General features: G+C 50.8%; 21 protein-coding genes. 4 read left to right on the top strand and 17 right to left on the bottom strand.

Annotation, left to right across the window (positions count from 1 at the left end; translation table 11 throughout):
• Positions 1-234 precede the first annotated feature (234 nt).
• Positions 235-969, top strand: a complete 735-nt coding sequence (locus tag A3849_RS00720) for a hypothetical protein (RefSeq protein ID WP_074109700.1) — start codon at positions 235-237, stop codon at positions 967-969.
• A 258-nt stretch (positions 970-1,227) separates the two neighbouring features.
• Here the strand turns inward: A3849_RS00720 and A3849_RS00715 are convergent, their stop codons facing one another.
• On the bottom strand, positions 1,228-3,123 hold the full coding sequence (locus A3849_RS00715) for a PrkA family serine protein kinase (protein WP_074109699.1): 1,896 nt from the start codon (positions 3,121-3,123) through the stop codon (positions 1,228-1,230).
• Between the two features lie 174 nt (positions 3,124-3,297).
• Between A3849_RS00715 and A3849_RS00710 the strand changes: the two genes are divergently transcribed.
• Positions 3,298-4,122: a DUF2161 family putative PD-(D/E)XK-type phosphodiesterase gene (locus tag A3849_RS00710; RefSeq protein WP_074109698.1), complete on the top strand. Its 825-nt coding sequence runs from the start codon at positions 3,298-3,300 to the stop codon at positions 4,120-4,122.
• A gap of 173 nt (positions 4,123-4,295) precedes the next feature.
• On the opposite strand, the gene A3849_RS00705 is transcribed toward A3849_RS00710, so the two are convergent.
• On the bottom strand, positions 4,296-5,513 hold the full coding sequence (locus tag A3849_RS00705) for an aminotransferase-like domain-containing protein (protein WP_074109697.1): 1,218 nt from the start codon (positions 5,511-5,513) through the stop codon (positions 4,296-4,298).
• Positions 5,514-5,581: 68 nt separating this feature from the next.
• Positions 5,582-6,238 carry a response regulator transcription factor gene (locus A3849_RS00700; protein ID WP_074109696.1) on the bottom strand — a complete coding sequence of 219 codons (657 nt, stop codon included), beginning with the start codon at positions 6,236-6,238 and terminating at the stop codon, positions 5,582-5,584.
• Between the two features lie 281 nt (positions 6,239-6,519).
• On the opposite strand from A3849_RS00700, the gene A3849_RS00695 reads away from it, so the two are divergent.
• Positions 6,520-6,924, top strand: a complete 405-nt coding sequence (locus A3849_RS00695; RefSeq protein WP_074109695.1) for a hypothetical protein — start codon at positions 6,520-6,522, stop codon at positions 6,922-6,924.
• A complete protein-coding gene (locus A3849_RS00690; protein WP_074109694.1) occupies positions 6,921-7,988 on the top strand; it encodes a phosphodiester glycosidase family protein in 1,068 nt (355 codons plus the stop codon). Before A3849_RS00695 ends, A3849_RS00690 begins: the two co-directional genes overlap by 4 nt.
• A 430-nt stretch (positions 7,989-8,418) precedes the next feature.
• Here A3849_RS00690 and A3849_RS00685 read toward each other — a convergent pair whose 3' ends face one another.
• The 14 genes from A3849_RS00685 to liaF form a co-directional block, all read right to left on the bottom strand.
• On the bottom strand, positions 8,419-8,673 hold the full coding sequence (locus A3849_RS00685; protein ID WP_025706451.1) for an AbrB/MazE/SpoVT family DNA-binding domain-containing protein: 255 nt from the start codon (positions 8,671-8,673) through the stop codon (positions 8,419-8,421).
• 123 nt (positions 8,674-8,796) lie between these two features.
• A complete protein-coding gene (trmL, locus tag A3849_RS00680; RefSeq protein ID WP_074084624.1) occupies positions 8,797-9,261 on the bottom strand; it encodes a tRNA (uridine(34)/cytosine(34)/5-carboxymethylaminomethyluridine(34)-2'-O)-methyltransferase TrmL in 465 nt (154 codons plus the stop codon).
• Between the two features lie 133 nt (positions 9,262-9,394).
• Positions 9,395-10,486, bottom strand: a complete 1,092-nt coding sequence (gene serC / locus A3849_RS00675; RefSeq protein ID WP_074084733.1) for a 3-phosphoserine/phosphohydroxythreonine transaminase — start codon at positions 10,484-10,486, stop codon at positions 9,395-9,397.
• A gap of 105 nt (positions 10,487-10,591) precedes the next feature.
• Positions 10,592-11,476: a hypothetical protein gene (locus A3849_RS00670; protein ID WP_074109693.1), complete on the bottom strand. Its 885-nt coding sequence runs from the start codon at positions 11,474-11,476 to the stop codon at positions 10,592-10,594.
• Between the two features lie 277 nt (positions 11,477-11,753).
• Positions 11,754-14,489 carry a GH36-type glycosyl hydrolase domain-containing protein gene (locus A3849_RS00665; protein ID WP_074109692.1) on the bottom strand — a complete coding sequence of 912 codons (2,736 nt, stop codon included), beginning with the start codon at positions 14,487-14,489 and terminating at the stop codon, positions 11,754-11,756.
• Between the two features lie 774 nt (positions 14,490-15,263).
• Complete coding sequence (gene glnA / locus A3849_RS00660; protein ID WP_074109691.1) at positions 15,264-16,688, bottom strand: type I glutamate--ammonia ligase; 1,425 nt, start codon at positions 16,686-16,688, stop codon at positions 15,264-15,266.
• A 282-nt stretch (positions 16,689-16,970) separates the two neighbouring features.
• A complete protein-coding gene (gene aroF / locus A3849_RS00655; protein ID WP_074109690.1) occupies positions 16,971-18,017 on the bottom strand; it encodes a 3-deoxy-7-phosphoheptulonate synthase in 1,047 nt (348 codons plus the stop codon).
• A 303-nt stretch (positions 18,018-18,320) separates the two neighbouring features.
• Positions 18,321-19,277, bottom strand: a complete 957-nt coding sequence (locus A3849_RS00650) for a 4-hydroxy-3-methylbut-2-enyl diphosphate reductase (protein WP_074109689.1) — start codon at positions 19,275-19,277, stop codon at positions 18,321-18,323.
• 59 nt (positions 19,278-19,336) lie between these two features.
• Positions 19,337-20,788 (bottom strand): sensor histidine kinase, encoded by a 1,452-nt coding sequence (locus A3849_RS00645; protein ID WP_074109688.1) that lies wholly within the window; start codon positions 20,786-20,788, stop codon positions 19,337-19,339.
• 1 nt (position 20,789) lies between these two features.
• Positions 20,790-21,476 carry a response regulator transcription factor gene (locus A3849_RS00640; RefSeq protein WP_074109687.1) on the bottom strand — a complete coding sequence of 229 codons (687 nt, stop codon included), beginning with the start codon at positions 21,474-21,476 and terminating at the stop codon, positions 20,790-20,792.
• Positions 21,477-21,601: 125 nt separating this feature from the next.
• The gene (locus A3849_RS00635; protein WP_083613304.1) at positions 21,602-23,299 is read right to left on the bottom strand and encodes a S1C family serine protease; all 1,698 of its coding nucleotides are present in this window, start codon (positions 23,297-23,299) and stop codon (positions 21,602-21,604) included.
• A gap of 530 nt (positions 23,300-23,829) precedes the next feature.
• Positions 23,830-24,483, bottom strand: coding sequence for a response regulator (locus A3849_RS00630; protein ID WP_074109686.1), 654 nt, complete (start codon positions 24,481-24,483; stop codon positions 23,830-23,832).
• Positions 24,484-24,561: 78 nt separating this feature from the next.
• Complete coding sequence (locus tag A3849_RS00625) at positions 24,562-25,617, bottom strand: HAMP domain-containing sensor histidine kinase (protein ID WP_074109685.1); 1,056 nt, start codon at positions 25,615-25,617, stop codon at positions 24,562-24,564.
• A gap of 2 nt (positions 25,618-25,619) precedes the next feature.
• Entirely contained in the window at positions 25,620-26,687 is a 1,068-nt protein-coding gene (gene liaF, locus A3849_RS00620; RefSeq protein ID WP_074109684.1) for a cell wall-active antibiotics response protein LiaF, read from the bottom strand.
• Positions 26,688-26,840: the final 153 nt, after the last annotated feature.

Below are 26,840 nucleotides of genomic sequence, written 5' to 3'. Positions count from 1 at the left end.
CATTGAAAGTGTAATAGAGTTGTTATACGTTTATTAAAAACTGCGCCGATCCTGACATAGGCATAAAAAAAAGTGTGCCCCGATTACCGGCGGGCACACTTTTTTTCTTTTCATACAGCCAGCATCCCGGCACCGCGGCATGTATCATCCCCAAATGCCCACCAAAGTCATGTATCATTTCCACGGTTCCCTGAATAGGCTGTTGTAATTAATTGAATAATGGAGGTATCCCACATGACCTTTGGAAATGAATATCCAAACATCCAGACTTATCCATCCGCATATCCTTATTTCCCCCGTTCCACCCCCTACCCTTACTCTCATTACTATCACCTGGTCCGCTCAGACAGCAGCTCGTCAGCACAGCCGTCAGACAGCCAATCCGCAACGCAAGAACTGATAAGTGGACATATGAACGCAGGCGTTGGCAGCGGGCAAGGGATTCATGTAGATACCGCAGGAGAAGTAGGCGGCCAACACGGCATTGGCTTAAATGCTGGCGGGAATGTTGACTATGGCGGCGCAGGTATGCACGCAGGAGGCCATATTGGATCTCCATCGTATGGAATCCAGGCGCAAGGCAATACCCATCTGAACAACAGCCAGGGTCTGGGGCTGAGTGCAGAAGCTCAGGCCTTAGGGAAGTACGGAGTTGCCGCTCAGGCCAAAACCCAGGTGGGCGGCGGTCAAGGCGCAGGTTTTCACACGGGGGCGCAAGCCGGTGGAACCTACGGTCTGAGTGCGGATGCCGAAGGACATCTGGGCTTCAGCCAAGGTGCAGGGCTTCAAACCCATTTGCAGCTCGGCGGGGATAATGGCCTCGGTGCCCATGCCAAGGCACAACTTGGCGGCGGTCAAGGAGCAGGATTAGGGGTTGGCGGTCAGGTAGGCAAATATAATGGACAGTTAGGCTTTAAGATTGGCGGCAAAGACGCTGGGGCCAAGGATTCTAAGGAGCCCCAGGAATAAGTCAGCATACGAAAGCTCCCCGTTTGGTTGCAGGAGGGGGCGGCCAGCCCCCGCCCTCTCACACCGCCGTACATACAAGTAAACCTGTTGTGGGACAAGCAGTACATTAGATTAACCTACAATGGTCCGTTGCAGGAAAATAATCATTTCACAGAAAAAAGGACCGCCAGCAGGCAGTCCGTGCATGTTTCACTAATGACCTGACCACCGGCTGATAAGCAGATGTTCAGTCAATTTTGCTTTGCAACTCATACCCTCTTAGCGGTTCAGCAGGCTTCCCACATATTTCAGCAGCTCGTTGGCGCAGATCGGGCAATAGGAGTGTTCATCGATCAGGCGTCTGGAGACCTCGTTGATGCGCCTCAGCTGGCTTTCATCCGGCGTTTTGGAGGAGGTGGTGATTTTGACGATATCCTTCAGATCGGTGAACAGCTTCTTCTCGATGGCTTCCCGCAGCCGGTCATGGTTGTTGTATTCGAACTTTTTGCCTTTGCGGGAGTACGCGGAAATACGGATCAGAATCTCCTCGCGGAAGGCTTTTTTGGCATTCTCGGAAATGCCGATCTGCTCTTCTATGGACCGCATCAGCCGCTCATCCGGCTCCATCTCCTCATCCGTGAGCGGATCGCGGATTTTGGTCCAGTTGCAGAAGGCTTCGATATTGTCGAGGTAGTTCTCGAACAGCGTTTTGGCAGATTCCTCAAAAGAGTAGACAAAGGCCTTTTGCACTTCGCTTTTGGCCAGAATGTCATATTCCTTACGCGCAATGGAAATAAAGTTCAGATACCGCTCGCGCTCCTCCTTCGTAATCGAAGGATGCTGATCCAGGCCGTCCTTGATTGCCCGCAGCACATCCAGCGCGTTCATGCACTGGAGATCGCCTTTGATCAGCGCACTGGAAATCCGGTTGATTACATACCGCGGGTCGATGCCGGACATCCCTTCGTCCAGATATTCGGTCTGCATTTCCTTGAGATCGGCTTCCTTGTAGCCTTCCACTTCTTCGCCGTCGTACATGCGCAGCTTTTTGATCAGGTCCATGCCCTGCTTCTTGCTCTCCTTGAGGCGGGTCAGAATCGAGAAAATCGCCGCCGCGCGCAGCGCATGAGGGGCAATATGCACATGCTTCATATCGCTTTGGGCAATGAGCTTGGCGTAGATTTTCTCTTCTTCAGACACTCTTAAGTTATAGGGGACAGGCATTACGATCATGCGGGACTGAAGCGCCTCGTTCTTTTTATTCGAGATGAAGGATTTATATTCCGTTTCATTCGTATGCGCGATGATCATCTCATCGGCAGAGATCAACGCGAAGCGTCCGGCTTTGAAGTTCCCCTCCTGAGTCAGTGACAGCAGGTTCCAGAGGAATTTCTCGTCGCACTTGAGCATTTCCTGGAACTCCATCAGCCCGCGGTTGGCCTTGTTCAACTCCCCGTCGAAGCGGTAAGCGCGCGGATCAGATTCCGAGCCGTATTCAGTAATGGTCGAAAAGTCTATGCTGCCCGTCAAGTCGGCGATATCCTGTGATTTCGGATCGGACGGACTGAAGGTCCCGATGCCGACACGCTCCTCTTCCGACAAAAGCACACGCACTACCTTTACCTGTTCAATGTCGCCGTGATATTCATTTTTGAGCCGCATCTGGCAGGACGGGCACAAGTTGCCTTCAATACGCACCCCCAGCTCCTGCTCGATCTCCGGACGAAGCTCCAGCGGAATCAAATGCAGCGGATCTTCGTGCATCGGGCAGCCTTCCACGGCATACACCGCGCCCTCATCCGTCCGTGAATACTGCTCCAGCCCGCGCTTCAGCAGGGTAACCAGTGTCGACTTGCCCCCGCTGACCGGTCCCATCAGCAGCAATATCCGCTTGCGCACATCCAGCCGCCGGGCGGCAGAATGGAAATACTCCTCCACGAGCTTCTCAACCGCACGATCGAGTCCAAAGATCTCCTGCTCAAAAAACTTATACCGTTTGCGTCCGTTGATATCCTCTACACCGTGTGACTTGATCATGTCGTATACGCGGGAATGAGCCGTTTTCGCGGGAGAGGGATCTTTTTTCAGCAGTTCTATATACTCCTTGAAGGTGCCGCTCCACGCCAAACGGTCGTTCTCAGCCCGATACGAAGCTATACGCTCAAATATATCCATTGCTCGCTGCCTCCTCTTGCGCTCCTACTTGCTCCACCAGCTTAGAAAGTGTATTACATAACTATGCGGCGGGCCCGGAATAGTTGACCTCTTTTTTGCTGTGCTATAATAGAGAATCGTTAATAAACCAGGAAAATGCATATTCCTGTAAAATGGGGCGCAGGAGTGACAACTATGGCGGTTAAGCATGAAACGGAGCTGTATGCTCCGTTGAAGAGTTTTTTTGAGAAGCAGGGGTATGCCATCAAAGGCGAGGTGCGGACCTGCGATCTGGTAGGCCTGCGGGAGGATGAAGAGCTGCCACTGATTGTAGAGATGAAAAAATCGTTCAACCTCGCCCTGCTGCTGCAGGGGGTTGAACGACTCCGGCTCAGTCCCCATGTCTACCTCGCGGTAGAACGCGTGCGGGACAAAAAAGGCGCGGTGAACCAGCGCTGGGGCGAGCTTACCGGGCTATGCCGCCGCCTCGGCCTCGGGCTGATCACCGTGGTCTTCTACAAGACCAAAGCTCCGCTGGTCGAGGTGCTCGCGGAGCCGGGCGACGCGCCGCCGCAGGTCCGCAGCGGCGCACGCCGGCGCGAGCGCTTGCTCTATGAGTTCCGCGAGCGCAGCGGGGACTACAACACCGGCGGCAGCACGCGCGTCAAGCTCGTGACAGCCTACCGCGAGAAGGCGCTGCGCGTGGCGCTCGCGCTGCAGGCGGCCGAGGCCGAAGCCGCTCACGCGGCTGGCCTCGCTGAGTTGCGGCGCGCTGCGCGGAGCGGCGCGCCAGAGGCAGACCCGGCAGCTACGCACAGCCGGGTGGAGGCACCGCTCGGCGTGACCCCCGCCGAGCTGCGCAAGAGAAGCGGCGTGCCGGGCGCCGCCGCGTTCCTGCAGAAGAACTACTACGGGTGGTTCTTCCGGGTGGGGCGCGGCCGCTACACGCTCACGGCCGCCGGAACCGCGGCGCTGCTTGAATATGCCGCGATCGCAGAGATCAGCGCGGGCAAGCTGTAGGTCTGCCCGCTTTTGCAGGAAAATGCGTGCCTTTAGGCACGCCAAAACAAAAAGGCGTCTAATCAAGAGCGCCTTTTTGTTTTGGGCAGCGGAAGGGCTCTCCCGCTTTATTCTTTTGTCCAGGCTTACTGATTTTCCAGTTGCAGCGCATCCACATTCCCAGCTTCGCCCAATCAGCTCCGTGCCGTAAATTCGGTCACTGCCTCGCTCATCAGGTTCATGCCCAGCAGCAGCTCATCCCGTCCGGGATGGCTGAAGTTGAGACGGATATATCCATTCCCCCCACTGACACTGCATAGCGGGCCGGGCAGAAAAGCCACACCTTTAGCCAGCGAAGCCTTCAGGAGCGCCATCGCATCCAAGCCTTCCGGCAGCGTCACCCACAGGAACATGCCGCCTGCCGGCAGATCATAGCTGCTGCTCTTCCATGCAGGACGCTTGAGCAGCTCCGCCATCAGCTTCAGACGGGTGTTGTATTCACGGTTCAACAGTGTAATATGCTCGCGCAGGTCAAAAGCTGTCACATCCAGCAGATGATGCAGCAGCCGCTGGTTCAGCGAACTGGACTGCCAATCGGCCATTTGCTTCGCGGCAGCCATCATTCCGATCAGCTCACGGCTGCCTGCCGCCCAGCCCGTCCGCAGGGCAGGCGCAACGGTCTTGCTGAAGGAGCCGATGTAGAGCACATGGCCACCCTCACTGACATTCTCGAGCGCATATAGCGACGGATATTTCACTGACGGATGTTCGGTATACCGCTGAAAATGAAGATCACCATAAGAATCATCCTCTACGATCAGCAGGTTATGAGAGGTACACAACTCCAGCACTTCCTTGCGTCTGGCCAGGCTCCATAACATTCCGCTCGGATTCGTAAAACTCGGCGTAGCGAACAGCATTTTAGGCCGATGCTGGCGGATTTGTGTCCGCAGATGCTCCGGCAGCAGCCCGTCCCGGTCACCACGGACAGGAATAATTACCGCACCCTGCATCCGCAGTACCTGCAGAATTCCCGGAGATGTCGGGTTCTCCACCAGTACGCGGTCTCCCGGATCAATATAGACCCTGGATAACAGATCAATCGCTTGTTGGCTTCCCGTTGTCAGAAGAACTCCGCCTTCGGCAACACTCACACCTTTGGCCTTCAGCCAGTCTCCGGTTAACCATTCACGAAGCGGTGCATACCCTTCAGGATCGCCATATTGCAGCGCTCCGGCATCATCCGAGATCACTGTGGAAGCGGCTTCGGCCAGCAGAGACAATGGAAACAATTCTTCGGCCGGCAGCTCTTCGGCCAGTGAAATCAACGTACCCCTGCGTGTCTCTGTACGAATACTCAGCAGTGGTGATGAGTTCAATGTATGTGCGCGGGCAGAAAACTCATATTTCATATGCTCCCCCCTTCTCCCTGGTACCAAGAATATTCCTTCCGGGCCTGCAATATGTCGTCATGCTTGGGTTATGCGTACATTTGCTTGTTTTGTCTGGAGAAAAGAGCGAATTTCTCAATTGCCTGCGCTCTTGTAGAGACCTCCAGCTTCACATATATTTTCCTCAAATAATTATCAATCGAGCGGCGGCTGACTTCAATTTCAAGAGCAATTTTATCGTATGTAATTCCTTGAACAATCCGTTCCATGATGAACGTCTCCGTCTGGGTCAGCTGTAGCAGCCCATTCAGACCCCGGGATGTTGTCATCGGCCGAAGCCCTTTCTCCACCCAATCCAGCGGAATGGAGAGAAATCCTTCACGAAGCCCGCCTATCATTTGCAGCAGTTGCCTTGGAGAAGCCCCCTTGGATAACACGCCGCTGGCACCCAGTTCCATGAGCGGCTGGAACAGGTCGCTGTCCTCTTCCTCCGTCATGATAATGAAATGGGTACCTTTTGAGCTCTGCTTCATCTCCACCAGCGCACCCTCGACCTTGCCCTCCGGCATTTCATAATCGGTCAGCACCAAATCCGGCTGTTGTTGTTGTACTGTATACACAGCCTCGTTCCATGTAGAGAACATACCCACAACCTCAATCTCTTGTTCTTCCTCCAAAATTAATTTGGTTCCCAGCATACTTGTGGGATGACACCCCACGATGACCACCCGCCACACCTTCATCATTAATGCCCAGTCCTCCTGCTATCTATATATATTTACCCAGAAAGGGAAGCGCCATAGCGTTTCCTGTCGGTACGCAAGCAAGGCTACCTGATGTCTTATCAATATTCCCTTCTTTTCCCTTGAATACGCCCCTCATAACTTCCAATCTATAGAAATTGTATCGCAGTAGTTTAATAGAGTGCAATTACTTTTTCATGTTTTCATAAGCCTTTTCACTTTTGCGAAAATAGTAAAAGTCTGATAGAATGAGAACTTGAAAAAAATTTTCCTGAGGTGATCACATGCAACCGCTAGCGGAATCGACACCGATACACTCGCGCTCTGCAGCGAGAAGCCGATCTTCCGTAAAATGGTTTTTACTGTTCTGGATTTTGATGATCGGACTCGGATTTTACGCCGTGTACAGCTACACCAACCATCTTAAGGAACAAGTGCTGAGCGAACTCGGCACCCAGAGCCAGCAGCAGCTTACCGTTTTGAAGACCGAATACGAGTCGCGAATTGACGTTCTGTCCCAGCAAGTAAAGGATTTGCAGAACACTGTGCAGACCTTTAACGAACTTCTTACCTTCACCAAAGATAATGCCAGCAACAAAACAGATAACAGCAACAAGCTGTACACCCAGTTGAACGAGGTGCGCAAACAGCTGGCTGCACTGCAAAAAGAAATGGATCTGTTAAAATGATGACACCAGTTAAACGAGTCAACCGTTTTTTCATGCTTCTGACCGCGCCATTTTTTGGCTTGCTCCTCTGTTTATGGTGGTATCAGCCACCTCTTGAACTGAACCTGGGTACAGGAAAGTTCACTGCGGAACCCGGACCCGTCAAGGAAACGGCCGCGCTGCTGACTGATTTAACCGCTGCTCAAGCATCGGCCTCAACTACCATAGATTCCATCGGTACCAGTGTGAAGCTGTATAATCAGACTACAAATGCTATGAATGCGCTGGTTCACATGGCCAAGTCTCAAACTCCGCGGCCGGAACAGATCTACAACCGCCGGATTACCTCCAGACTGGGGATTCCTGCCGATGTCGTGCACAGCGACCGGATTACAATTGAACTCTACCGGCTGAACCCCGGCAACTATACAGCCTACGCTTTAAAAGTAAAACTTAAAGACCCTACCGCCATGAAAATGAGCCTGGCCGGTGACGGCAAAGGCGGAGCAGAAACGACAATGCAGGCCGTGAACCGCTATGGCGCGACTGCCGGAATCAACGCCGGAGGATTCGCTGACCAGGATGGCAAACGCTACCCGCTCTCCACAACGGTTGTCGGCGGTAAGTACTTGTACGGCTTCGAATCCAGCTATAAGGATCTCAGCTTTGTAGGTCTGAACGCATCCGGCCAACTGATCGGCGGCCAATTCTACAGCCGGACCCAGCTGGACCAATTGCGCCCGATCTTCGGAGCCACCTTTGTCCCGGTCCTGCTGAAGAACAGCAACAAGATGCCCATTCCATCCAAATGGCAGTTGTCTCCCAAACGTGCCCCCCGCACGGTTATTGGCAAGTATAAGGATGACCAGATGCTAATCATGGTAGCTGACGGCTATAATGAAAATGGCACCTCCGGAGCGACTCTGGCGGAGCTTCAGAACAAGCTATGGAGCATGGGCGTCATTGATGCCTACAATCTGGATGGCGGCGGATCCTCCTCGCTGATTTTCAATGGACGGGTCATCAACCGGCCGTCAGATGGAAACCTGCGTAAGGTTCCTACTAACTTCCTCTTTTTTAGATGAATATTATGTAATGTCAATGAGGCAGATCACATTTTCGTTTATTTTTGGAAGACCTCGGGTTATAATCAGGAAAACGAATACAGTCACTCACGGAGGTGTACGCATGTCGTTTTCCTTGACGTTCTGGATTATCACCCTTGTGTTCCTGTTGTTTCTTGCCGGTATCCTTACTGCTTCGTATAACGATGACAAGACCAATGGCCTGTAAAAAAAAGCGCCGCACAAATGTGCGGCGCTTTTTTTGGGGGAACAATCCTTCTATCCCCGCAGGGACAGTAAGGCTCCTTTGTCGGTACAGCAGTCGCCGCTTGGCTGCAGCCCACTTTTGAGTCAACGTCTGGAGTGGGTGTTCCCGCAAGAGGGCGCAGGTTGATGCCTTTTCTATGTACATGTTGCCTCTTGCACATTTTACTGAAATGTCCGTGGTAATCTAGGCGTGTCTTGGCAATTGAGTCATTTCCGTCAGGCAATCAGCACAAATATAACGATCTTTATATTCGCTTACACCTTCCATCGATCCGCAAAAGACACATTTGGGACGGTAACGCTCCAGAATGATATGGTCGCCTTGCACCAGAATTTCTACAGGATCACCTTCATTCATTTGGTACCTTTTACGCAGGGACTTAGGCAGAACAATTCTACCCAGCTGATCTACTTTTCGAACTACGCCAGCAGGTTTCATATCTAACTTACACTCTCCTGTTCAACTAAAAATTAGTAGCTACTACTTATTTCGGCACTATTCAACTATTTCGTTACCAAAATGTCGAATCCTGCTGAAAAAATTAAAAAATCATGTTTTCTTTTAGAACAGTTGCGGAAAATCCATCTGCCGCAGTGCTTCATAGACAATAATTGCTGCTGAATTCGATAAGTTCAGTGATCTTACCGCTTCACTCATCGGCATCCGCATGACGGTTTCCTTGCCAGCTTCCAGAATCTCCGGGGACAAGCCTTTGGTTTCCTTACCGAATACAAAAAAATCACCATCCCGGAATGTGAAATCGCTGTAGCGCTTGTCCGCCTTCGTTGTGGCATAAAAGAAACGGCCATCCGCATACTTTTCCAGCACTTCCGCAAAGGAGTCATGATATTCGATGTGCACCGCATGCCAATAATCCAGGCCGGCACGCTTTAACGTGGCATCGTCTGTACGGAAACCGAGCGGACGCACCAGATGAAGGTGGGTTCCTGTAGCTGCACAGGTACGGGCGATATTGCCGGTGTTGGCCGGGATCTCCGGCTCTACCAGCACAATGTGTAATGCCATAATGTATGAACTTCCTCTCTGCAGGCTCAACGGCCTATTGGTGTGTGTAGGAGGCATGGCGGCCGGGTAATGGGACTATTTCAAAACAGAAAACCTTCCGCCTGTTGGCGGAAGGCCGCAAAATTTGCATTCATTAACCTTGAGTTTGCCGGAAATGCTTCATGAAATCGGATAGCGCCTTAACGCTCTCGTAAGGAACAGCGTTGTATATGGAAGCGCGTAAGCCCCCAACACTGCGGTGTCCCTTCAGCCCAACAAAACCTTCCTGCTCAGCTGCTTTGACAAATTGCTTCTCCAGCTCTTCCGACTGCATCCGGAAGGTAACGTTCATAATGGAACGGCTGCCAGCTTCTGCAACTCCACGGTAGAAACCGTCGCTGCCATCGATATGGTCATACAGCAGGCCTGCTTTATCGCGGTTCTTGACTTCAATGCCGGCCAGTCCGCCTTGCTCCTCAATCCATTTTAACACTTCGTTAACCATATATACAGAGAAGGATGGTGGTGTATTATACAATGAGTTGTTCTTCGAGTGTGTATCATAACGCAGGATCGTAGGAATGTTCGAAGGAGACTTGGCAATCAGCTCTTCCTTAACAATCACTACGGTTACACCGGAAGGTCCAAGATTTTTCTGTGCACCGGCATAGATCAGCCCGAATTGATTGACGTCAAAGGAACGGCTGAGAATGTCACTGGACATATCCGCGATCAGTGGAATGGAACCGGCATCCGGATACTCCGCGTACTGCGTACCTTCAATCGTTTCATTCGACGTAATGTGCAGATAAGCTGCATTGTCTGCTGCCTTAATGCTGCTCAGCTCAGGAATGGCAAGGAACTTCTTGTCCTCGGAAGAAGCAGCGACATGCGCGCCCCCAACAAGCTTTGCTTCCTTGAAAGCCTTCTCCGCCCAGCTTCCTGTCATAACATAGCTGCCTACCTGGCCTTCAGAGATAAAGTTCATCGGGATCATGGCGAACTGTGTGCTTGCTCCGCCTTGAATGAACAGAACCTTATAGCCTTTAGGATTGCCGAGGAGCGAAAGCAGACGTTCCTGCGCTTCATTATGCACGGATTCGTATATTGCCCCGCGGTGCGACATCTCCATAATGGACATTCCGCTTTCCCGGAAATCAACAAACTCCGCTTGTGCGCGTTCAAGTACTGTAAGCGGCAGTGCCGCCGGACCTGCGTTAAAATTGTATGCTCTCTTGTTCAAAATTGCTCCCCACCCTTTCTCTCCTATGAATATGGATATCGCTATGATAGCAATAATCTCACACACCATCAAGTATAATTATTCACATAGGAGGGAAGATCGCAGGCTTTAGAAGTTGAAAAATTGGTAGCTGCGGCTCCAATGCTTGCTGTGACGCGGTAAAATACTGATGTCCGCAAAAACCTCGGGAGAAATTACATGTTTTTCACCCCAGAGCGCCATCCGCTCAGCTGTGAAATCTCCACTCTCCTTCACAGCGACCCCACCCGGCAAATACCGAAGTTCCCAGAAGCAATCGGCCTTCTCTTGCTCCTGGCCTGACAGCTTACAGTAGAATGAACGGTCAGGCTCTGCCCTCCAGCTGAGGGTATTGCCCGATACCGCCAGCAGCTCTGCCGTATATGCTGATTCCGGATCTTCCACTCTCAGTCCGGCCGGGATACTAAGCTCGTAGTCCGGTCCGACATATGCACCGTTAATCCCTACAAAGTTATGAATGTACTCCTCAGTATGCAGAGGCTTGTCTCCCTTGTTCTCCAGCGTGTAGTGAATGTTCAGCCGGTCTTGTTGCAGCATAATGGTCTTGGTCAAAAGTATGCTGTACCCCCTGCACTCCATCGGCTGAACGGAATATGTAACAGACACTGCGCTTCGTTCCTCTTCAACCACAAAAGGAATCAAAGGATAGCTCCCGAAAAAATCGTATGGCGCATCACTTACCTTCTGCAGCAGCCCAACCCCGAGCTTCGGAAACCACTCACCAACCGCAGCTTCATCATAACCAATTGCCCGGGAAATGCCGAACTCATTGCAGAAGCCCATACCGCCGCTTCCTTGACCTGGAACAAGGCTCTCCGGCACGCCAAAGGTATGCTGCCCCTGCAGTAAAGTCACTCCTGTAATAAACCCGGTCCAATCGAAGCGGGTACCGTTATACTCTCCGATATCGGCAATATCCACCTTTAGAATGCCATTTGTGAGGCTGTAAGCCATCTGTGAACCCTTCCTTTCCACAACTGCTATTCTCTTCTTAACACATTCTAATTAACCATAACTTTCATCAAGAATACAGCTTATTTTGGTTATGTATCTCGCCAAGGTCTGTGTATTCAAGTGGAAACGGCTACGCCGTCCGTATTAGGGAGGCATCAGTTTCAACGAGAAAGAGTAGGATAATTTATACCGTGAAACATATAATTGCGTATCTTTCAGGAAAAAAGCGCCTGCCGCCGGATATCCGGGCAACCTGGCGCTTCCTCTATTTATCCTGCTAGACCAACTCCACCCGCAGGAGGTGAACCTTTCCTTCCGGCAAGGCTGTCAGCAGGCTGCGGGGAATCACAACATCCTCTGAGACGCGCTGAAGCGTCACCTCAGCGCCGTTGAGCATAACCGAATGTATTTGGTACTCTCCGTAATCTGCGCGGCTTGCGGACACGTAGACGACCTCCAGCACACGTTCCGCGAATATTGTCTTGATCGACGCTTGGCCTTCCTTATCGAACTGCTCTTTCATCAGCTTGGGCTGGAGAAGCAGATCACCCAATTTGCCTTTGACGCCGAACACCTCGGTCACCATAGTCAGCAGCATCCAGCTTGCAGAGCCGGTCAAATACGTGTACATCCCTCTGCCCTGTTCATTAATGTACTCGGGAATGCCGGGGTACATCCGGCTGAGTTCGAAATTGGCGCTCAGGCTGTATAGTGAATCCAGCACCTTACGCCCTTCTTTAACATAGCCGCGCTTATAAAGTGCGTTCCCATACATCACTGTCATATGGCTGAACATAGCACCATTCTCTTTGTGTCCGAAGGCAAACCCGAATGCACGGCCCAAATTCTGCTGAATGCCGCCAAAGTTCGAATTCAGGCGGTACCCGATTTTCTCATCATACAGATTGCGCTCCACCGCTGCGATGATCTGCGGAATCTGCTCAGATGAGGCCGCATGGCCGAGGAGCGGGAACACCTGTCCCGTCAGTGTCATTCGGATACTGTTTTCGAATTCTCCCTCGACACGTTCGCCGTCATTATTATAATAGCCATTGAACCAGCCGTCTCCTTGTTCGCTCTGTATCCACTCGCTCCGGCGCAGATGCTCGAAGATCCACTCCGCTTTATGAGCCAGATCATCCGCCACCTTCTCCACAGCAAGCTCCGCACGTCTTCCGCTCACCTTGTTGGGTGCAGCAGCATAGTACCGGTCGAGGAGCGCAAGCTTGGCGGATACGGACTCATAGTCCACCGCTTCATGCAATGAATCCAGCAGCAGCGTTATTTCTTCTGCCAGCTCCAGCATTTCAAGGCCTTTGTACTCTTTCAGTGTCCGCAACAAATGGGAGAGATCCAGCAGATTACTGGCGTAGAAGGAAGTGAAGGTAACACTCTCACCACGTTGTGCTGCCATATCAAGCCCGTCATTCCAGTCAGCACCTTCCAGTAAAATATTATTGTGTTCGCCCACGTTGAAGAACGGAACCAGATTCTGCAGCAGAATATGCTCCAGGATCGTCCCTGAATATTGCTCTCCGTTTATCGTTTGAAGTGTGCTACCCGTAGACACATCCCAGGAAGTATCGCGCTCCCTACAGCGGGCCATGAACGAATCACGGAAATAGCTCTGCTGCTCAAACAGGAAGTCCAGATCTCCGCTCTGATCCAGATACAGCATGGTTGTTAGGAATGGCCACGCCCCGTGATCCATCCATACGCGCGGAATATTGTTACGGTCGGCGATGAACTCACCCGGCTGCTGGCCGATAATCGTTGCATTGCTGCCATCAATTCTCACACCGGCATAGTTATTCAGCAGCAGACTGCGGACATCCGCCGGTTCCATGATCAGCAGCGCCAGACAATCTTGCCAGAGATCACGCCAACCACGGCCACCCCGCCCATAATCATGATACGGTAAAAAAGAATTGCCATAAAGTCTGCGCAGCACCGGCTGCAGTGTGACCCATTTCATCCACTGGTCCGCAGCCGGGTCGCTGGTATGGAACTCCACCGTATTCACCTTATCGGCCCAGAACGATTTATTTTCCTGAAGTCTATTATCAAAAGCATCGATGGAGCCGTATTTCCCCATCAACGCCGAAATATCAATTCTATCATTGCCGATGGCCAGTAAAACCACATAAGAAATACTCTGGCCTGGCTGTAAAGCTACCGTGGCAAACCGCAGCCCTCCAAGCGCTTCGTAGCCTTCCTTATGCACACCTCCACCTGCTCCGACTTGCGGTTCCAGATTCATTACCACCGCTTCCGGCCAATCCAAGCTACCGCCTTCACCGATGAATTCCTCCTGTACCGGGAAGAATCCAACAGGCTGCCCTCCGCCTTCTGCGGTCCCAAACACCCCATAAGAGGTATGATTGACCCGGTGTCCACGCTCATCGAAAGAAAGAGCCGGCTGTACTTCAACGCCATGCGCAGAGGTATAAATCCGGTTCAGTAGTGAAGTGACATGACGATGGTCGCGCAGATCGTCCGCTGAACGCGCATACAATGGAACAGCCGCTGTCGGCGTTATTGTGGTTTCCTCTGCCGAGGAATTAGTAAGTACAACCTTCATAAGCTCCACTTTATCGTTACCCGCCGGCACATAACTGGTAATTTCCGCCCTGATCCCTAACTCCCGGCTCTCACGGGTCACACGGTGCCACAGCAATCCGGCTTCCAGTACGGCATCGTCAGCTTCATCACCATACATCTTGGCATTTTGCCGGGCAGAATTTCCTGCTGCCGACCAGGCGCCTTTACCCTCCACGTAAACCCAGAAATTGCGGGAAGCTCGTGAGTTATGCAGATCCTCCACCGACAAGGGGGGTGTCAGAAAGGTATTATGTCCCGAAGTGACCTGACCGTGAAGCTTAGGACTGACGGAAGACATCATGCCCCCCTCATTCACCAGAGGAAAATATAAAAAGCTGCTCCGGTCTGGCTGATTCAGACTGAAATCCCCGTTATTTCCGTTAAAAATCCATCCCGTTCCCTTTTGATTCATTGAAATCATCCTTTCTACCGTCCATATTACAGAAACCGGTTTCGATTTTTATTATCACACCGTTGGATTTCTTTGTAAAGTTATTTCTAAGACATCAATTATTTCGATAATAGCCCTCTATTTACAGCCATCCAAGAACTCACCTATGTAGTTCAGACCGGCGAAACCATTTTCGCAAACAATCATATAATGTATGAAAAATACTATTTATTAAGTAAATAATTTTGATTATTTTCATTATTTTTAAGAAAACTGCCTCTATGTAAGCGCAACCTATTTTACTTGACATAAATCACGGAGTTTTCCTGATGGCTTTTACGAAATATTTCGTATACAGATAATAATCTTCTATCCTTAGCACCTCTTCTCATATAATTACCTTCCCCCTTCTCTACAAAGTGACTGAAAACATATCGGATTCACACAACCCTCTAGGCCCCGGTGTAATTCCAGAAGCCGCTGACGCCCTCGCTACGGCTTCAAAGCTGCCACTTCATAAGTTCACCACTGCGCCGCTGTGAAGCCAACAGAGAGGCGTCCAGCGTCTCCATGTTCGTATTGCAGATTCAATCCCCCACATATTGTGGTTTGCTCACTACCATCCCACCTTCTTCTGAATATCAAAAAGCCCCCGGTATCCCGGAGGCTTCATGATTAACAATATAAGAATTTATATGCTGCACGCAATAAATTATCCTTATATTTCTCGCTGAAACGGTACCGTCCATTTAAAGGACGGCGAAGCGCTTCTACTTGCTATATAGTTATGCGGTCTTATACATCAAAGTACAGGGAGTATTCATGCGGATGAACACGGATAGCAACCTCTTGTGCTTCTGCACGTTTCAGAGCGATATAGTTGTCGATAAAGTCTTTGGTGAAGACGTTGCCTTCAGTCAGGAATTCATAGTCAGCTTCCAAAGCGTCAAGCGCTTCGTTCAGGCTGCCTGGAACGCTGCGAATCTTCTCTTTGTCGGCATCAGACAATTCGTAGATGTTCTTGTCCAGTGGACCGTAGCCCATTTCTTCAGGGTTAATCTTCTTCTTGATTCCGTCCAGACCCGCCATCAGCATAGCCGAGAAAGCCAGGTAAGGGTTAGCAGTGGAGTCAGGAGTACGGAATTCAATACGACAGCCCTTAGGTGTTACAGCAGCTACCGGGATACGGACAGCGGCGGAGCGGTTACCTTTGGAGTAAACCAGGTTAACTGGTGCTTCATAACCAGGAACCAGACGTTTGAATGAGTTGGTGCTTGGGTTAGTCAGTGCGATCAGTGCCGGAGCATGATACAGGATACCACCGATGTAGTGGAGCGCCATTTCACTCAGGTTCGCGTATGCGCCTTTTTCGTAGAACAAAGGCTCGCTGCCGTTGAAGATGGACTGGTGAACGTGCATGCCGCTACCGTTGTCGCCGAACAGTGGTTTAGGCATGAAAGTTGCTACTTTGCCATATTGGCGTGCTGTGTTTTGAACAATATATTTGTAAGTCAGGAGATTGTCAGCTGTTTTCTTCAGGGTGTCAAAACGGAAGTTGATTTCCGCTTGGCCTGCAGTTGCCACTTCATGGTGATGGCGTTCGATTTCAAGACCTGCTTCACCGAGCAAACGGCACATTTCACTGCGGATATCCTGTTGGGAATCCACTGGAGCTACTGGCACGTAACCGCCTTTAACGCCTACTTTGAATGCCATGTTGCCGCCTTCGTCTTTGCGGTTGGTGTTCCATGCTGCTTCTTCAGAATCTACGAAGAAAGAAGCGCTGTTCATTCCGCTTTCGTAACGTACATCGTCAAAGATAAAGAATTCGGACTCAGGTGCGAAGAAAGCTGCTGTACCCACACCGCATGTTTGCAGGAACTCTTCTGCTTTTACTGCGATACCGCGCGGGTCGCGCTCATAACGTTCGCCATCAGGTGTGAAAATGTCACACATAACATTCAGCGTTGGGTGAGCTGTAAAAGGATCGATATATGTAGTACTTGGATCAGGCATCATAACCATGTCCGATTCTTCGATACCGCGGAACCCTTTGATGGAAGAACCGTCAAATGCTACACCATTTACAAATGTCTCTTCTTCCACTGCGGATGCTGGCAATGAGATATGGTGAGCACGTCCACCTAAATCTACAAACCGAAAATCCACCCACTCGATATTGTTTTCCTTGATCGTCTGCAACACTTTTTCAACCGACATGAATTAATTCCTCCCCAAGTTCCGAACATTAGGCCGCTCACAGTATCAAATGTTCTTGTTTTTATTTTTTTGCTGTCGTCATTATAAATCTCAAACCTAACATCGTCAATGCTTATGTCAGGTATTTCTGACGACAATGTAAGATATTCTGACGCTTTGGTGAAAAATGCATTCCTAGTCTAATCACATGTTACATTCACTCCGCCATACGCAAAAACAGCCCTCTCACCCTGCCCGGAAGCGGGATGGAGGACTGGTAAAAATCCTTATTGGATGCTGCTGTTAAAGGGCCGGAGCCGCCTCCAGCGAACTCGAGAACTTGCGTCCGACAAGCGGTGCCAGCTTCTCCAAGTCTCTCAGCAGCTTGTCAAACTGCTCAGGGAACAGAGACTGTACACCATCTCCCGTCATCGAGTTGTCCGGATCGGTATGCATCTCAATAATCAGCCCGTTGGCTCCCGCAGCCACTGATGCCTTGGCCATCGGTTCAACCAGCTCACGCCGCCCAGTGCCATGGCTCGGATCGGAAATAACCGGAAGATGGCTCAGGTTCTGGAGTACAGGAATTGCTGACAGATCAAGAGTATTCCGTGTGTACGTTTCGAATGTACGGATACCGCGTTCGCAGAGCATGACATCACGGTTGCCGCCGGCCAGAATGTATTCAGCCGCGTTCAACAATTCATCGTAAGTCGCACTGAAGCCGCGTTTGAGGAGCACAGGGCGCCCGCAGGTACCCAACTTGCGCAGCAAGTCAAAGTTCTGCATATTGCGTGTGCCTACCTGCAGAATATCCGCATGCTCCGCACAAATATCAACATACTCCGGTGTCATCACCTCGGTAATGGTCAGCAGGCCGTGGCGTTTGCCGGCTTCTGCCATCATCGTAAGACCTTCCACACCTACACCTTGGAAGCTGTAAGGACCCGTCCGTGGCTTAAAGGCTCCGCCGCGCAGCACCTGGCCGCCCGATGCCTTAACCAGACGGGCAATCTCGTCGATCTGTTCCGGGGATTCCACAGCGCAGGGTCCGCCCATGATGACCAGATTCTCACCGCCGATTTTCACACCGCGAATATCAATAATCGTATCCTCGGGATGGAAATCACGGCTGGCCAGTTTGTAGGATTTGGAGATCTTCACCACGTTCTCGACGCCTTTCATCTGACGCAGATGTTCTGCGAGCTTCGGAGTCACTCCGCCCACCAGGCCAATAACCGTATGATCCGCTCCGCGTGAGAGGTGGACCTGAAGACCTTCTTTTTCAATTACGGCGATAATCTCGTTGACCTGCTCCTGTGGTGTTTGATTCGATGTAATGACGATCATATTATAGCTCCCCTTTTGGATAATATTCTTAAATCGGCTTGAAAGATAAATTTTATACTATTTCGCTACGACGCGTGTACGCTTTTAAGCACTAAAGTAATTCTAACTCATTCCGCTGTATTAGTCAATCTGTAATCAGCCATATCCACTGGACTGTGTCCATATTATGGCTGGTATCTACTAATCCCCTAAGGTAACTTAAGGGCCCACAGGAAAATCCATCCACAACAAAGAGCACACAGCTCCCAGAAACCGGAAGTTGCGTGCTCTCTAAAAAATGTATAAGTTCATTTGGCTATTGGATCAGGTCGTGCTCGCACTCTTGTTCTTCACTGGCGGCAGGAGCTTCGCGATGTTCACAGTACGCTTAATTTCCCAGGTCTCGGGAAGCGCGGAATCATACTGCTCCAGGTAACTGATCACTTCCTTAGTAATCGGCGTAGGTGTAGATGCACCTGAAGTTACACCTACCTTGGTGATCCCCTGCAGCCATTCTGTCTTCAGCTCGGACAAATCGGAAATCCGGTGCGCAGGGACCCCGGCAATCTCCTCCGAGACTTGGGCTAGCCGGTTGGAGTTGTTGCTGCGCGGATCGCCGACTACGATAACAAGCTCGCATTGTCCGGCCTGCTCCGCCACCGCTTCCTGGCGCACCTGGGTTGCCATGCAGATCTCATTATGCACTTCTGCGCCAGGGAAGGTCTCCAGCAGCTTCTTCATGATGTGCTTGATATCCCACTGGCTCATAGTGGTCTGATTCGTAATGACGATACGCGAAGAAGGGATAGACAAGCCGGAAATCTCCTCTTCCTTCTCGATTAGATGGACATGCTCAGGCGCAATACCGACAGCCCCCTCCGGTTCCGGGTGGCCTTTCTTGCCGATATAGATAATTTCGTAACCCTCGTCTACCTTCTCCTTGATGAGATCATGCGTTTTCGTCACATCCGGGCAAGTGGCATCGACCGTGGTCAGTCCTTTGGCACGGGCCAGGCGGCGGACTTCCGGGGATACGCCATGAGCGGTGAAAATCACCGTACCGCTGTCAACTTTATCCAAAATATCAAGACGGTTATGTCCGTCCAGAGTGATAATTCCATCGTCCTCAAACGAATGGGTGACATGGCTGTTGTGCACAATCATGCCAAGTATATAAATCGGCCGGGGCAAATCAAGATTTTGCGCGGCTTGCCGTGCCATGACCATGGCATCGACGACGCCATAGCAATAGCCCCGGGGAGAAATTTTGATGACTTCCATGAATTCACCGGCTTTCTGCTGTCGTTGACTGCTTGTAATAGAACCGGTCTAATTATACCCTATTCCAGCGGCGGAGCAAAGAGAAGCGGTAACCAGATGACAAAAGTCGTACCTTCTCCCTGGCGCGTAACCACCTCAACCGAACCCCCATGCTCATCAATAATCCATTTGGCAATCGACAAACCGAGTCCGATTCCTTCCGTGATTCCCCGTGATTCATCCGCACGATAGAAACGGTCGAAGATATGGGGAACTTCATCCTTATCCATCCCGATTCCTGTATCGGCAATCCGGATTCCCACCTGATTCTGATAAAAAACAGCATCCAGTGTAACCTCTCCCTCAGGAGTGTATTTGAAGGCATTATCAATAAAAATAAACATCATCTGCTGCAAATAATCCTTGTTGCCTACGATATATTTGCCGTTCAGCTGACTTAGATCCCCAACGGACCATTCGGCTTGCCGCGGCAGGAATGAGGCCCGGCGGGCCACCTCGGTCATCATCGGCTCCAGCGCTACCGGCTCAATGTCGAAGGTCCGTCCAGTATCCGCCCGGGCCAGCGAGAGCATATCCGCCACGAGCCGGCTCATGCGTTTGGATTCGTCCGCGATATCTTTCACCGATTCAATGGACAGCTGGCGGATCTCGGCTTCCGTCATCCGGCTCTCCTCGGGGTTCATCTCCCATATCTTTTGCAGCAGGTCGATATTCCCTCGTATCGTTGTCAGCGGTGTCCGAAGCTCATGCGAAGCATCAGACACAAAGCGGCGCTGAGTCGCATAAGAATCCTCCAGCTCTGTATAAAAGCCTTCCATCCGGCCTAGCATGCTGTTAACAGTCTGGATCAGCCGTCCAATCTCATCCTGTGGTCCATCGTATACAATACGCGAGCTGAGGTCGGTTCCCGTCTGAATCCCGTTGGCTGCTTCAATAACATTGCCGATCGGACTCATTGCTTTCCGCGCGAGGAAGAGACCAAAGGTGAATGCTGCAATCAGGGTGGCGAAGGAGCCGACAAGAAGGATATTCTGCAAATTCTGCATTAGGTGGTCCTGTTCACCCGTGTATGCCGCGACCTGAAGTACAGCAGGAAGCGCCCCTCCTGTTGAGGTAGTAACATCAATTGACATCTGATAGATAAGAAAAGGGTTGCCCTCGTAATTTGCGCGTATAAACCCCTGTTGATTCTTAACAACATCCTGCTCGGGAATTTCGAACTGAAGACCGAGATTTTCCATATTGATACTTGGAATCAATGTCTTTTCACTATAGACGTAAATCTGGGCATACAAACTTTGTGCCTGAATTCCCACAAGGTTAAGTTTCACCGTACCATCAATATTCCAAGACGGCTTCAACTGAACTTGATTCGACTGTTCTTTCAGCCTTTCCTTCAAATCACCATACGTATTAAAATAGACAAATCCGTAAATTGCGGCTGATAAGGCCAGCAGCATAACGGCCAGAATTCCTGAATACCAGGCTGTCAGCCGCAATCGTATCGACATATTAGTCACCTCTTAGGATGTAACCGGCTCCCCGGATCGTCTGAATCAGTCTTTTGCCGCCGTGCTCCTCGGTTTTCTGGCGAAGCATGGCAATATATACTTCAAGCACATTGGATTCCCCGCTGTAATCGTAGCCCCAGATTTTATCCATGATCAGATCGCGGGACAGCACCCGCTTCGGATTCTGCATGAACAGATGCAGCAGCTCGAACTCCTTCGCTGTCAGTTCCAGACGTTTGCCCCCGCGGGTTACCTCACGTGAATCCACATCCAGCGTAATATCCTCGTAGGATACTGCCTGGTCTGTGCTCCCCCCCTGCTCGCTTTTACGGCGCAACAATGCGCGTACACGGGCAAGTAGCTCCTCCAGCGCAAACGGCTTCACCAGATAATCATCCGCTCCCAGATCTAACCCCTTTACCCTGTGCTCAATTTCGTCTTTAGCTGTGAGCATAAGTACCGGGACCGTACTGCCACCCTCCCGCAAACGCCGGCAGACCTCGAAGCCATCCACCTGAGGCATCATGACATCCAGCACAACCACATCCGGATCACTGTTCAAAACAGCACGCAAGCCATCGGCTCCGTTTGTGGCCGTCTTCACATCATACCCTTCAAAGGCAAGTCCCCGGCGCAGCATGGAAATAATCTTTTCATCGTCATCAATAATTAAAATGTTCGGTCGCATCCAAACAGCCCCCATTGTCCAAATCGTATATCTCTATTGTAACATGATTGCACCAGTTCGCAGCCCGTGCAACAAAAGCGGAAGGGTCTCCCCTTCCGCTGTGCACTGCACCGTCACGGTGTCTGTTACTGGCGCTGAGTTTGAGTAGTGTTGAAGTCGTTCTTATTGCCAATAGTTACAGGAAGCTCCAGCGTTTTGCCGTCACGAACTACGTCGAGCGTGATTTTGTCACCTACTTTGAGCGTCTGGATGTAGGTAATCAGATCCTGGCTGGTTGCATATTTCTTGCCGTTAACACCTGTAATAATATCGTAAGGACGCAGATCAGCGGTATAGGCTGGCGATTTAAAGATAATATCGGCTACGACAGAACCTTCTTTAATATTCGTACCCATTTGTTTGGCAACTTCATCGGTAATCGTCATTAGAGAAGCACCAATGAATGGAACCGGTTCTTTGGGGATTTCCTGGTTAGCTTCGAGTTTGTCTACAACATTTTTAATGGTATTCACCGCAATGGCAAATCCGATCCCTTGTGAATCCGTGCTTACAGCTACGTTCATTCCGATAACCTGACCATTCAGGTTAAGCAGCGGGCCGCCGGAGTTACCAGGGTTAATGGAAGCATCCGTCTGCAGAAGGTTTTTATAATTACGGGTACCGCTTCCGTCTTCTTCATTGATATCAATGCTGCGGTTTTTGGCGCTGAGCACACCCGCTGTAACGGTATGGTCAAAACCCTGCGGGTTACCAATCGCTACCACTTCGGAGCCGACCTTAATGCTGTCCGAATCACCAAGTTGTACCGTAGGGAAGTTTTTCCCTTCAATCTTCAGAACAGCCAAATCCAGATCCTTGCTGGTCCCGAGCAATTTGGCTTCATAGGTCTTCGTAGTGCCGTCAACCGTTACTTGAATTACATCGGCCTTGTCAACAACATGCTGGTTGGTCAAAATATAACCTGAGGAATCATAGATAAAACCTGTTCCAATTCCATAAGGCGTAAGCTGGGAAGAAGAATTCGAACCTGGATTGGATTCTGAATTCGAGCCCGAATTCGACCCGGAAGAACCATTGCTGCCAAATTGATCACCGAAGAAAAATTGCGAGAACGGATCACTCATATTCGGATTAGTAGAGTTTCTGCCAGAGTTTGCTTTTACCAAGGTCTCAATTTTGACAACGGCCGGGCCTACGGAATCTACCACTCTCGAAGCATCTGTTGTCCCGGTTAGAAGCGATGTCGTGGTGGTGGACGGTGTAACATTTACGCTTCCATTTGCCGTCTTGGCCGCAGTGTTGGATACAGCCGAAGTAGTGACAGGGTCCCCTGTGAACCAGTTGCCGCGGTCCGCTGCGAACATGGAGCCTGAGAGAACAATCATTCCGGCGAGAAAAGATACCAGTACCGCTTTTACCGGTTTCTTGGGCTTGCGGTTGTACTGCCAGCCATTGCCTCCATCTGCTCCATTGCCACCCCGCCCGCCGTTGCCGTCCATCCCGGTAGTGCGCAGCGATGTGCTGTACGGCACCGGTCTGACCGGCTGCGGAGGATTGACCTCTACACGTTCCGGTTCCCGGCGGTTGTAATGCTGCGGGTCATCCGGGTTCATCTCATCTTTGTTCAGCGATTTAAAAGGTCCGTAAGAATAATAGTAGGAAGATCCGGTTTCAGGAGTCTCATTAGTATTGCTATTGATATTACCGTTATCATTGTTGTTCACATTGTCGCTGCTATTGCTATCCCATTGCCGCTCCGGAGACGGTTCATTATCACGATTAAGGTTGTTTTCACGATCATAGTTATTTTTGTTATCGTCCATGTTATTCTTTCCTCCCGCACCTTGCGTATCCGGCAAGGATTAATTTGTTTTCTTGATCTTATTTTGTACTTTAAACCTTAAGGTCACATTAAAAACAATTTAAGCGGAGATAAAAAGTGGGGGAACCCTATGATCCGGCTACACCGCTGTTAAACCCGTGCCCTTGAATGGACCCCGCGGGTGGAACACGAGTTAATAGGCGTACGTAAACTTTCCGCCTGACACTAGAGTCCCTGGCAGGGAAGCAAAAATCTGATGGGGCTGACCCAAAAGCCATGAAATGGCTACTTGGGTCAGCCCCGCTGTTTTTGAGTTAGATGGACATCTGCACTTGGTGCGGACGCTTCCGCCATAGAAAATCCACTTTTGGAATAACCCCAGAAGCGAAAAGAAGGCCCGAGCGCACAAAACGCGCCGGGCCAGAAACAGTACCGTTAATTATTAAGATAGTAATATTTATAGGACAGTATGAAGTGCAGCCGGAGTGTGGTAGACAGGTAGCATAACTCAAATATCAGGATTTATCCGCCTTATCCCTGCGCCCAGCCCTTGCGGTGAGCGTAAATCGCCAACTGGGTGCGGTCATCCAACTCACATTTCATCAGCAGATTGCTGACATGGGTCTTTACAGTTTTGATGCTGATATGAAGCTCCTCACCGATGTCCTTATTGGTCTTGCCTTCGGCAATAAGCAGCAATACTTCTTTCTCCCGTTCGGTCAGACCCGAAGAATCTCCTTGCACCGTCCGCTGGCGGATGCCGCGGGTAAGGGCTTGGGATACATCACCGGTCATCACCGGCATGCCGCGGAAAGCGCCTTGAAGCGCGTAGATCAGCTCCTCCGCCGAGACTGTTTTGAGCACATAGCTGACGGCACCGGCTTCAATAGCATCCACGACAAGATCATCCTCCAGGAAGCTCGTGAGAATCACAATTTTGAGACCCGGGAATTCAGCCAATACTGCACGGGTGGTCTCCGCACCGTTCATCACCGGCATCATCAGGTCCATCAGAACCAGATCAGGAAGTGCATCCTTCCCCCAGCTCCGGAGCGTTTTTAGGGCATCCTGCCCATTTGCAGCCTCTCCAATCACTTCAAACATCGGGTCCAGCATCAGATATGTTTTGAGGCCCATCCGGACCATGTCATGATCATCTACAAGCAGAACTTTAATGACACTCATTTTCATCCTCCTCAGTGTGTATAGAGCTAAACCTCCTGCATACAATAGAACCACTATCGTAAGCACCCGCTTGACCGATCAGCTCTCGGCAGCACCGGCATTATCCAGCTCCGGATTGCCTTGCACAAATTTTGGTATATGTACACGGATTGTAGTTCCAGCTCCCTTGCGGCTAATGATCTCCACTTGCCCGCCGAGCTTCTCCGCGCGTTCACGCATTGTTGTAAGTCCATATGAACCCTGCTTATGCTGTACATGCTCGAAGCCTTGCCCGTCATCGCTGATGCTCAGCACCACTTGTCTCGGCACTTCGCGCAGCGACAGGCTAACCAACCTTGCTCCCGCATGCTTGACAATGTTGGCCATCGATTCCTGGATAATCAGAAACAGCTGATGCTCAATGGCTTCTGACAATTCTCCTTGCAGCTCAAGTTCTTTCACGCCTTTAAGACCGTTCTGGCGGCAATAATCCGGGAACCATTTCTCCAGCGCCTCGAACAGATTCCGCCCCTCCAGTTCTACCGGCCGGAGCTGGGCAATCAGGGCTCGCATCTGCTTCTGGGCCATTTGGGACATGGTGATCAGCTGATCCATAACGGTTCTGCCATGCTCCGCATTCCGCTCCAGCACTTTAGGCAGCGAAGAAGCGGACATATGAATCGCAAACAGCTGCTGGCTTACGGTATCATGCAGATCCCGTGCCATACGCCTCCGCTCTTCAAGTACCGCGCTCTCCGCCGCCTTTTCCTTCTCGATCACTTCCTGCTCGCCCAATCGCTGCAGCAGCTGCATTTTATTCTCCACAGTGTCCATCATCATATTGAACTCGTGGTATACTCTGGCAAAAGACTGGTCATCACTCTCAGGCATCCGTACGGATAAGTTACCCTTGGCCACCTGAAGCATGTTCAGGTCCAGAAGGTCAATCCGCCGCTGAATCCGCTGGCCGGCCATATACCCCACCACTACAGTGAACAACACGATCCCCACGCAAAGATACAGCCACATACGGTAATCCTGAACCTTGATATAGCCCAGGCATGTCCCGGCATACATAAGTCCGGCAGTTACACCACCACTAAGCAGAAAATACACCAGCAGCATCCATTTGGTATTGCTTAATAATTTCCCCATGCTTAACCCACCGTTTTAATTTTAATGTCGCCAATGAAGGCACTGACATTAATGCGGACTTTTTTGCCGGCTTCCTTATAATAAGGTGTGTTGCATTGCACGCTGCTCATGAACCCGCTGCGCGACTGTTCCAGAACCTGCATATCTCCGATAAAAGAACTGCTGTTCACCTTAACTCCCAGGTTCATATCTTCCGGTATATACACCTTGATGTCACCTACAAAAGCTGAGATATTGATCTTCGTCTCTCCGTAGGGAATCTGCGCATTGGTCAGATCCAGGACGGTGTCACCGATGAACTGTGAAATATTTGTGTTTTTCAGCTGGAAATGGTCCTTGCCCATATGAACATCCCCAATAAAAGCGGAACGGTTCGTCGTTTCCTTACGGTCAGCTGTACCATGAAACTCTTCATGCCATTCGCCATGCCGGCGGGCGTGGCGCTCCTGACGCTCCTGCCGTCTGCGTTCATGCCGCTCGTGCTTCTCCTGCCAGCGGGAATCTGCATGAGAGTGGAATCTCCCGCTGTCGCTCTCGTCTTCCTCTTCATCCTTATGCAGATACTCATTCCAATCCCGTTGCCCTTCAGACTTGCCGAATTTCTGCTCGAACTGCTCATCCAGCGTAGATTCGAGAGGCTTGGGAGGTTCGACATCCAGAGAACCTGTTCCAGGTCCCGGAGGATAGAAAGGCGGCGGTGATGGCGGTGCCGGAGTATGATCCCGCGGCTTGAAGATAACATATAGTCCTCCACCGATCAGCATCACGGGAATCAGCAATTTGAAAAAGTCCCCGGCTGAAACATCAAACCAATCCAGGTTGCGTCCCAGGAAAAACACCCCAAGAGCCAAGTAGAGGAATCCCCAAAAAGCAGATGAACCCTTGGAACCACGTTCATTCGTGGACAGAACGTTCTGGATCCCCATAATAATGAGAATAACCGGCCAATAATCAGCAAAAAGGGAACCTATACTGAAATCGGTATACCCCATCTGCCGCAACAGAAACATCGCTCCCAGTCCAATCAGGAGCAGACCCCCGAGGATCTGGCTGGTGAATCGTCTTTTCATCCTTCATTTCCCCTTTATGTTGGTATAGCTCACTCATTCATTCTTATAGCCTTAGTCTACAGGAACAAGCAGCTGGAGAACAGCGCCGGGAGAAGGAAACTTGACTCAGCCTCTAGACCGAGGCGGATGATGAAGAACAGTAAAGTTCTGCTC

The organism is Paenibacillus sp. P46E (genome assembly GCF_001909095.1).
Taxonomy (GTDB): Bacteria; Bacillota; Bacilli; order Paenibacillales; family Paenibacillaceae; genus Paenibacillus_AQ; species Paenibacillus_AQ helianthi.
Note: the sequence above shows the minus strand (reverse complement) of the source record. Positions and strands in the feature narration are given on the sequence as shown.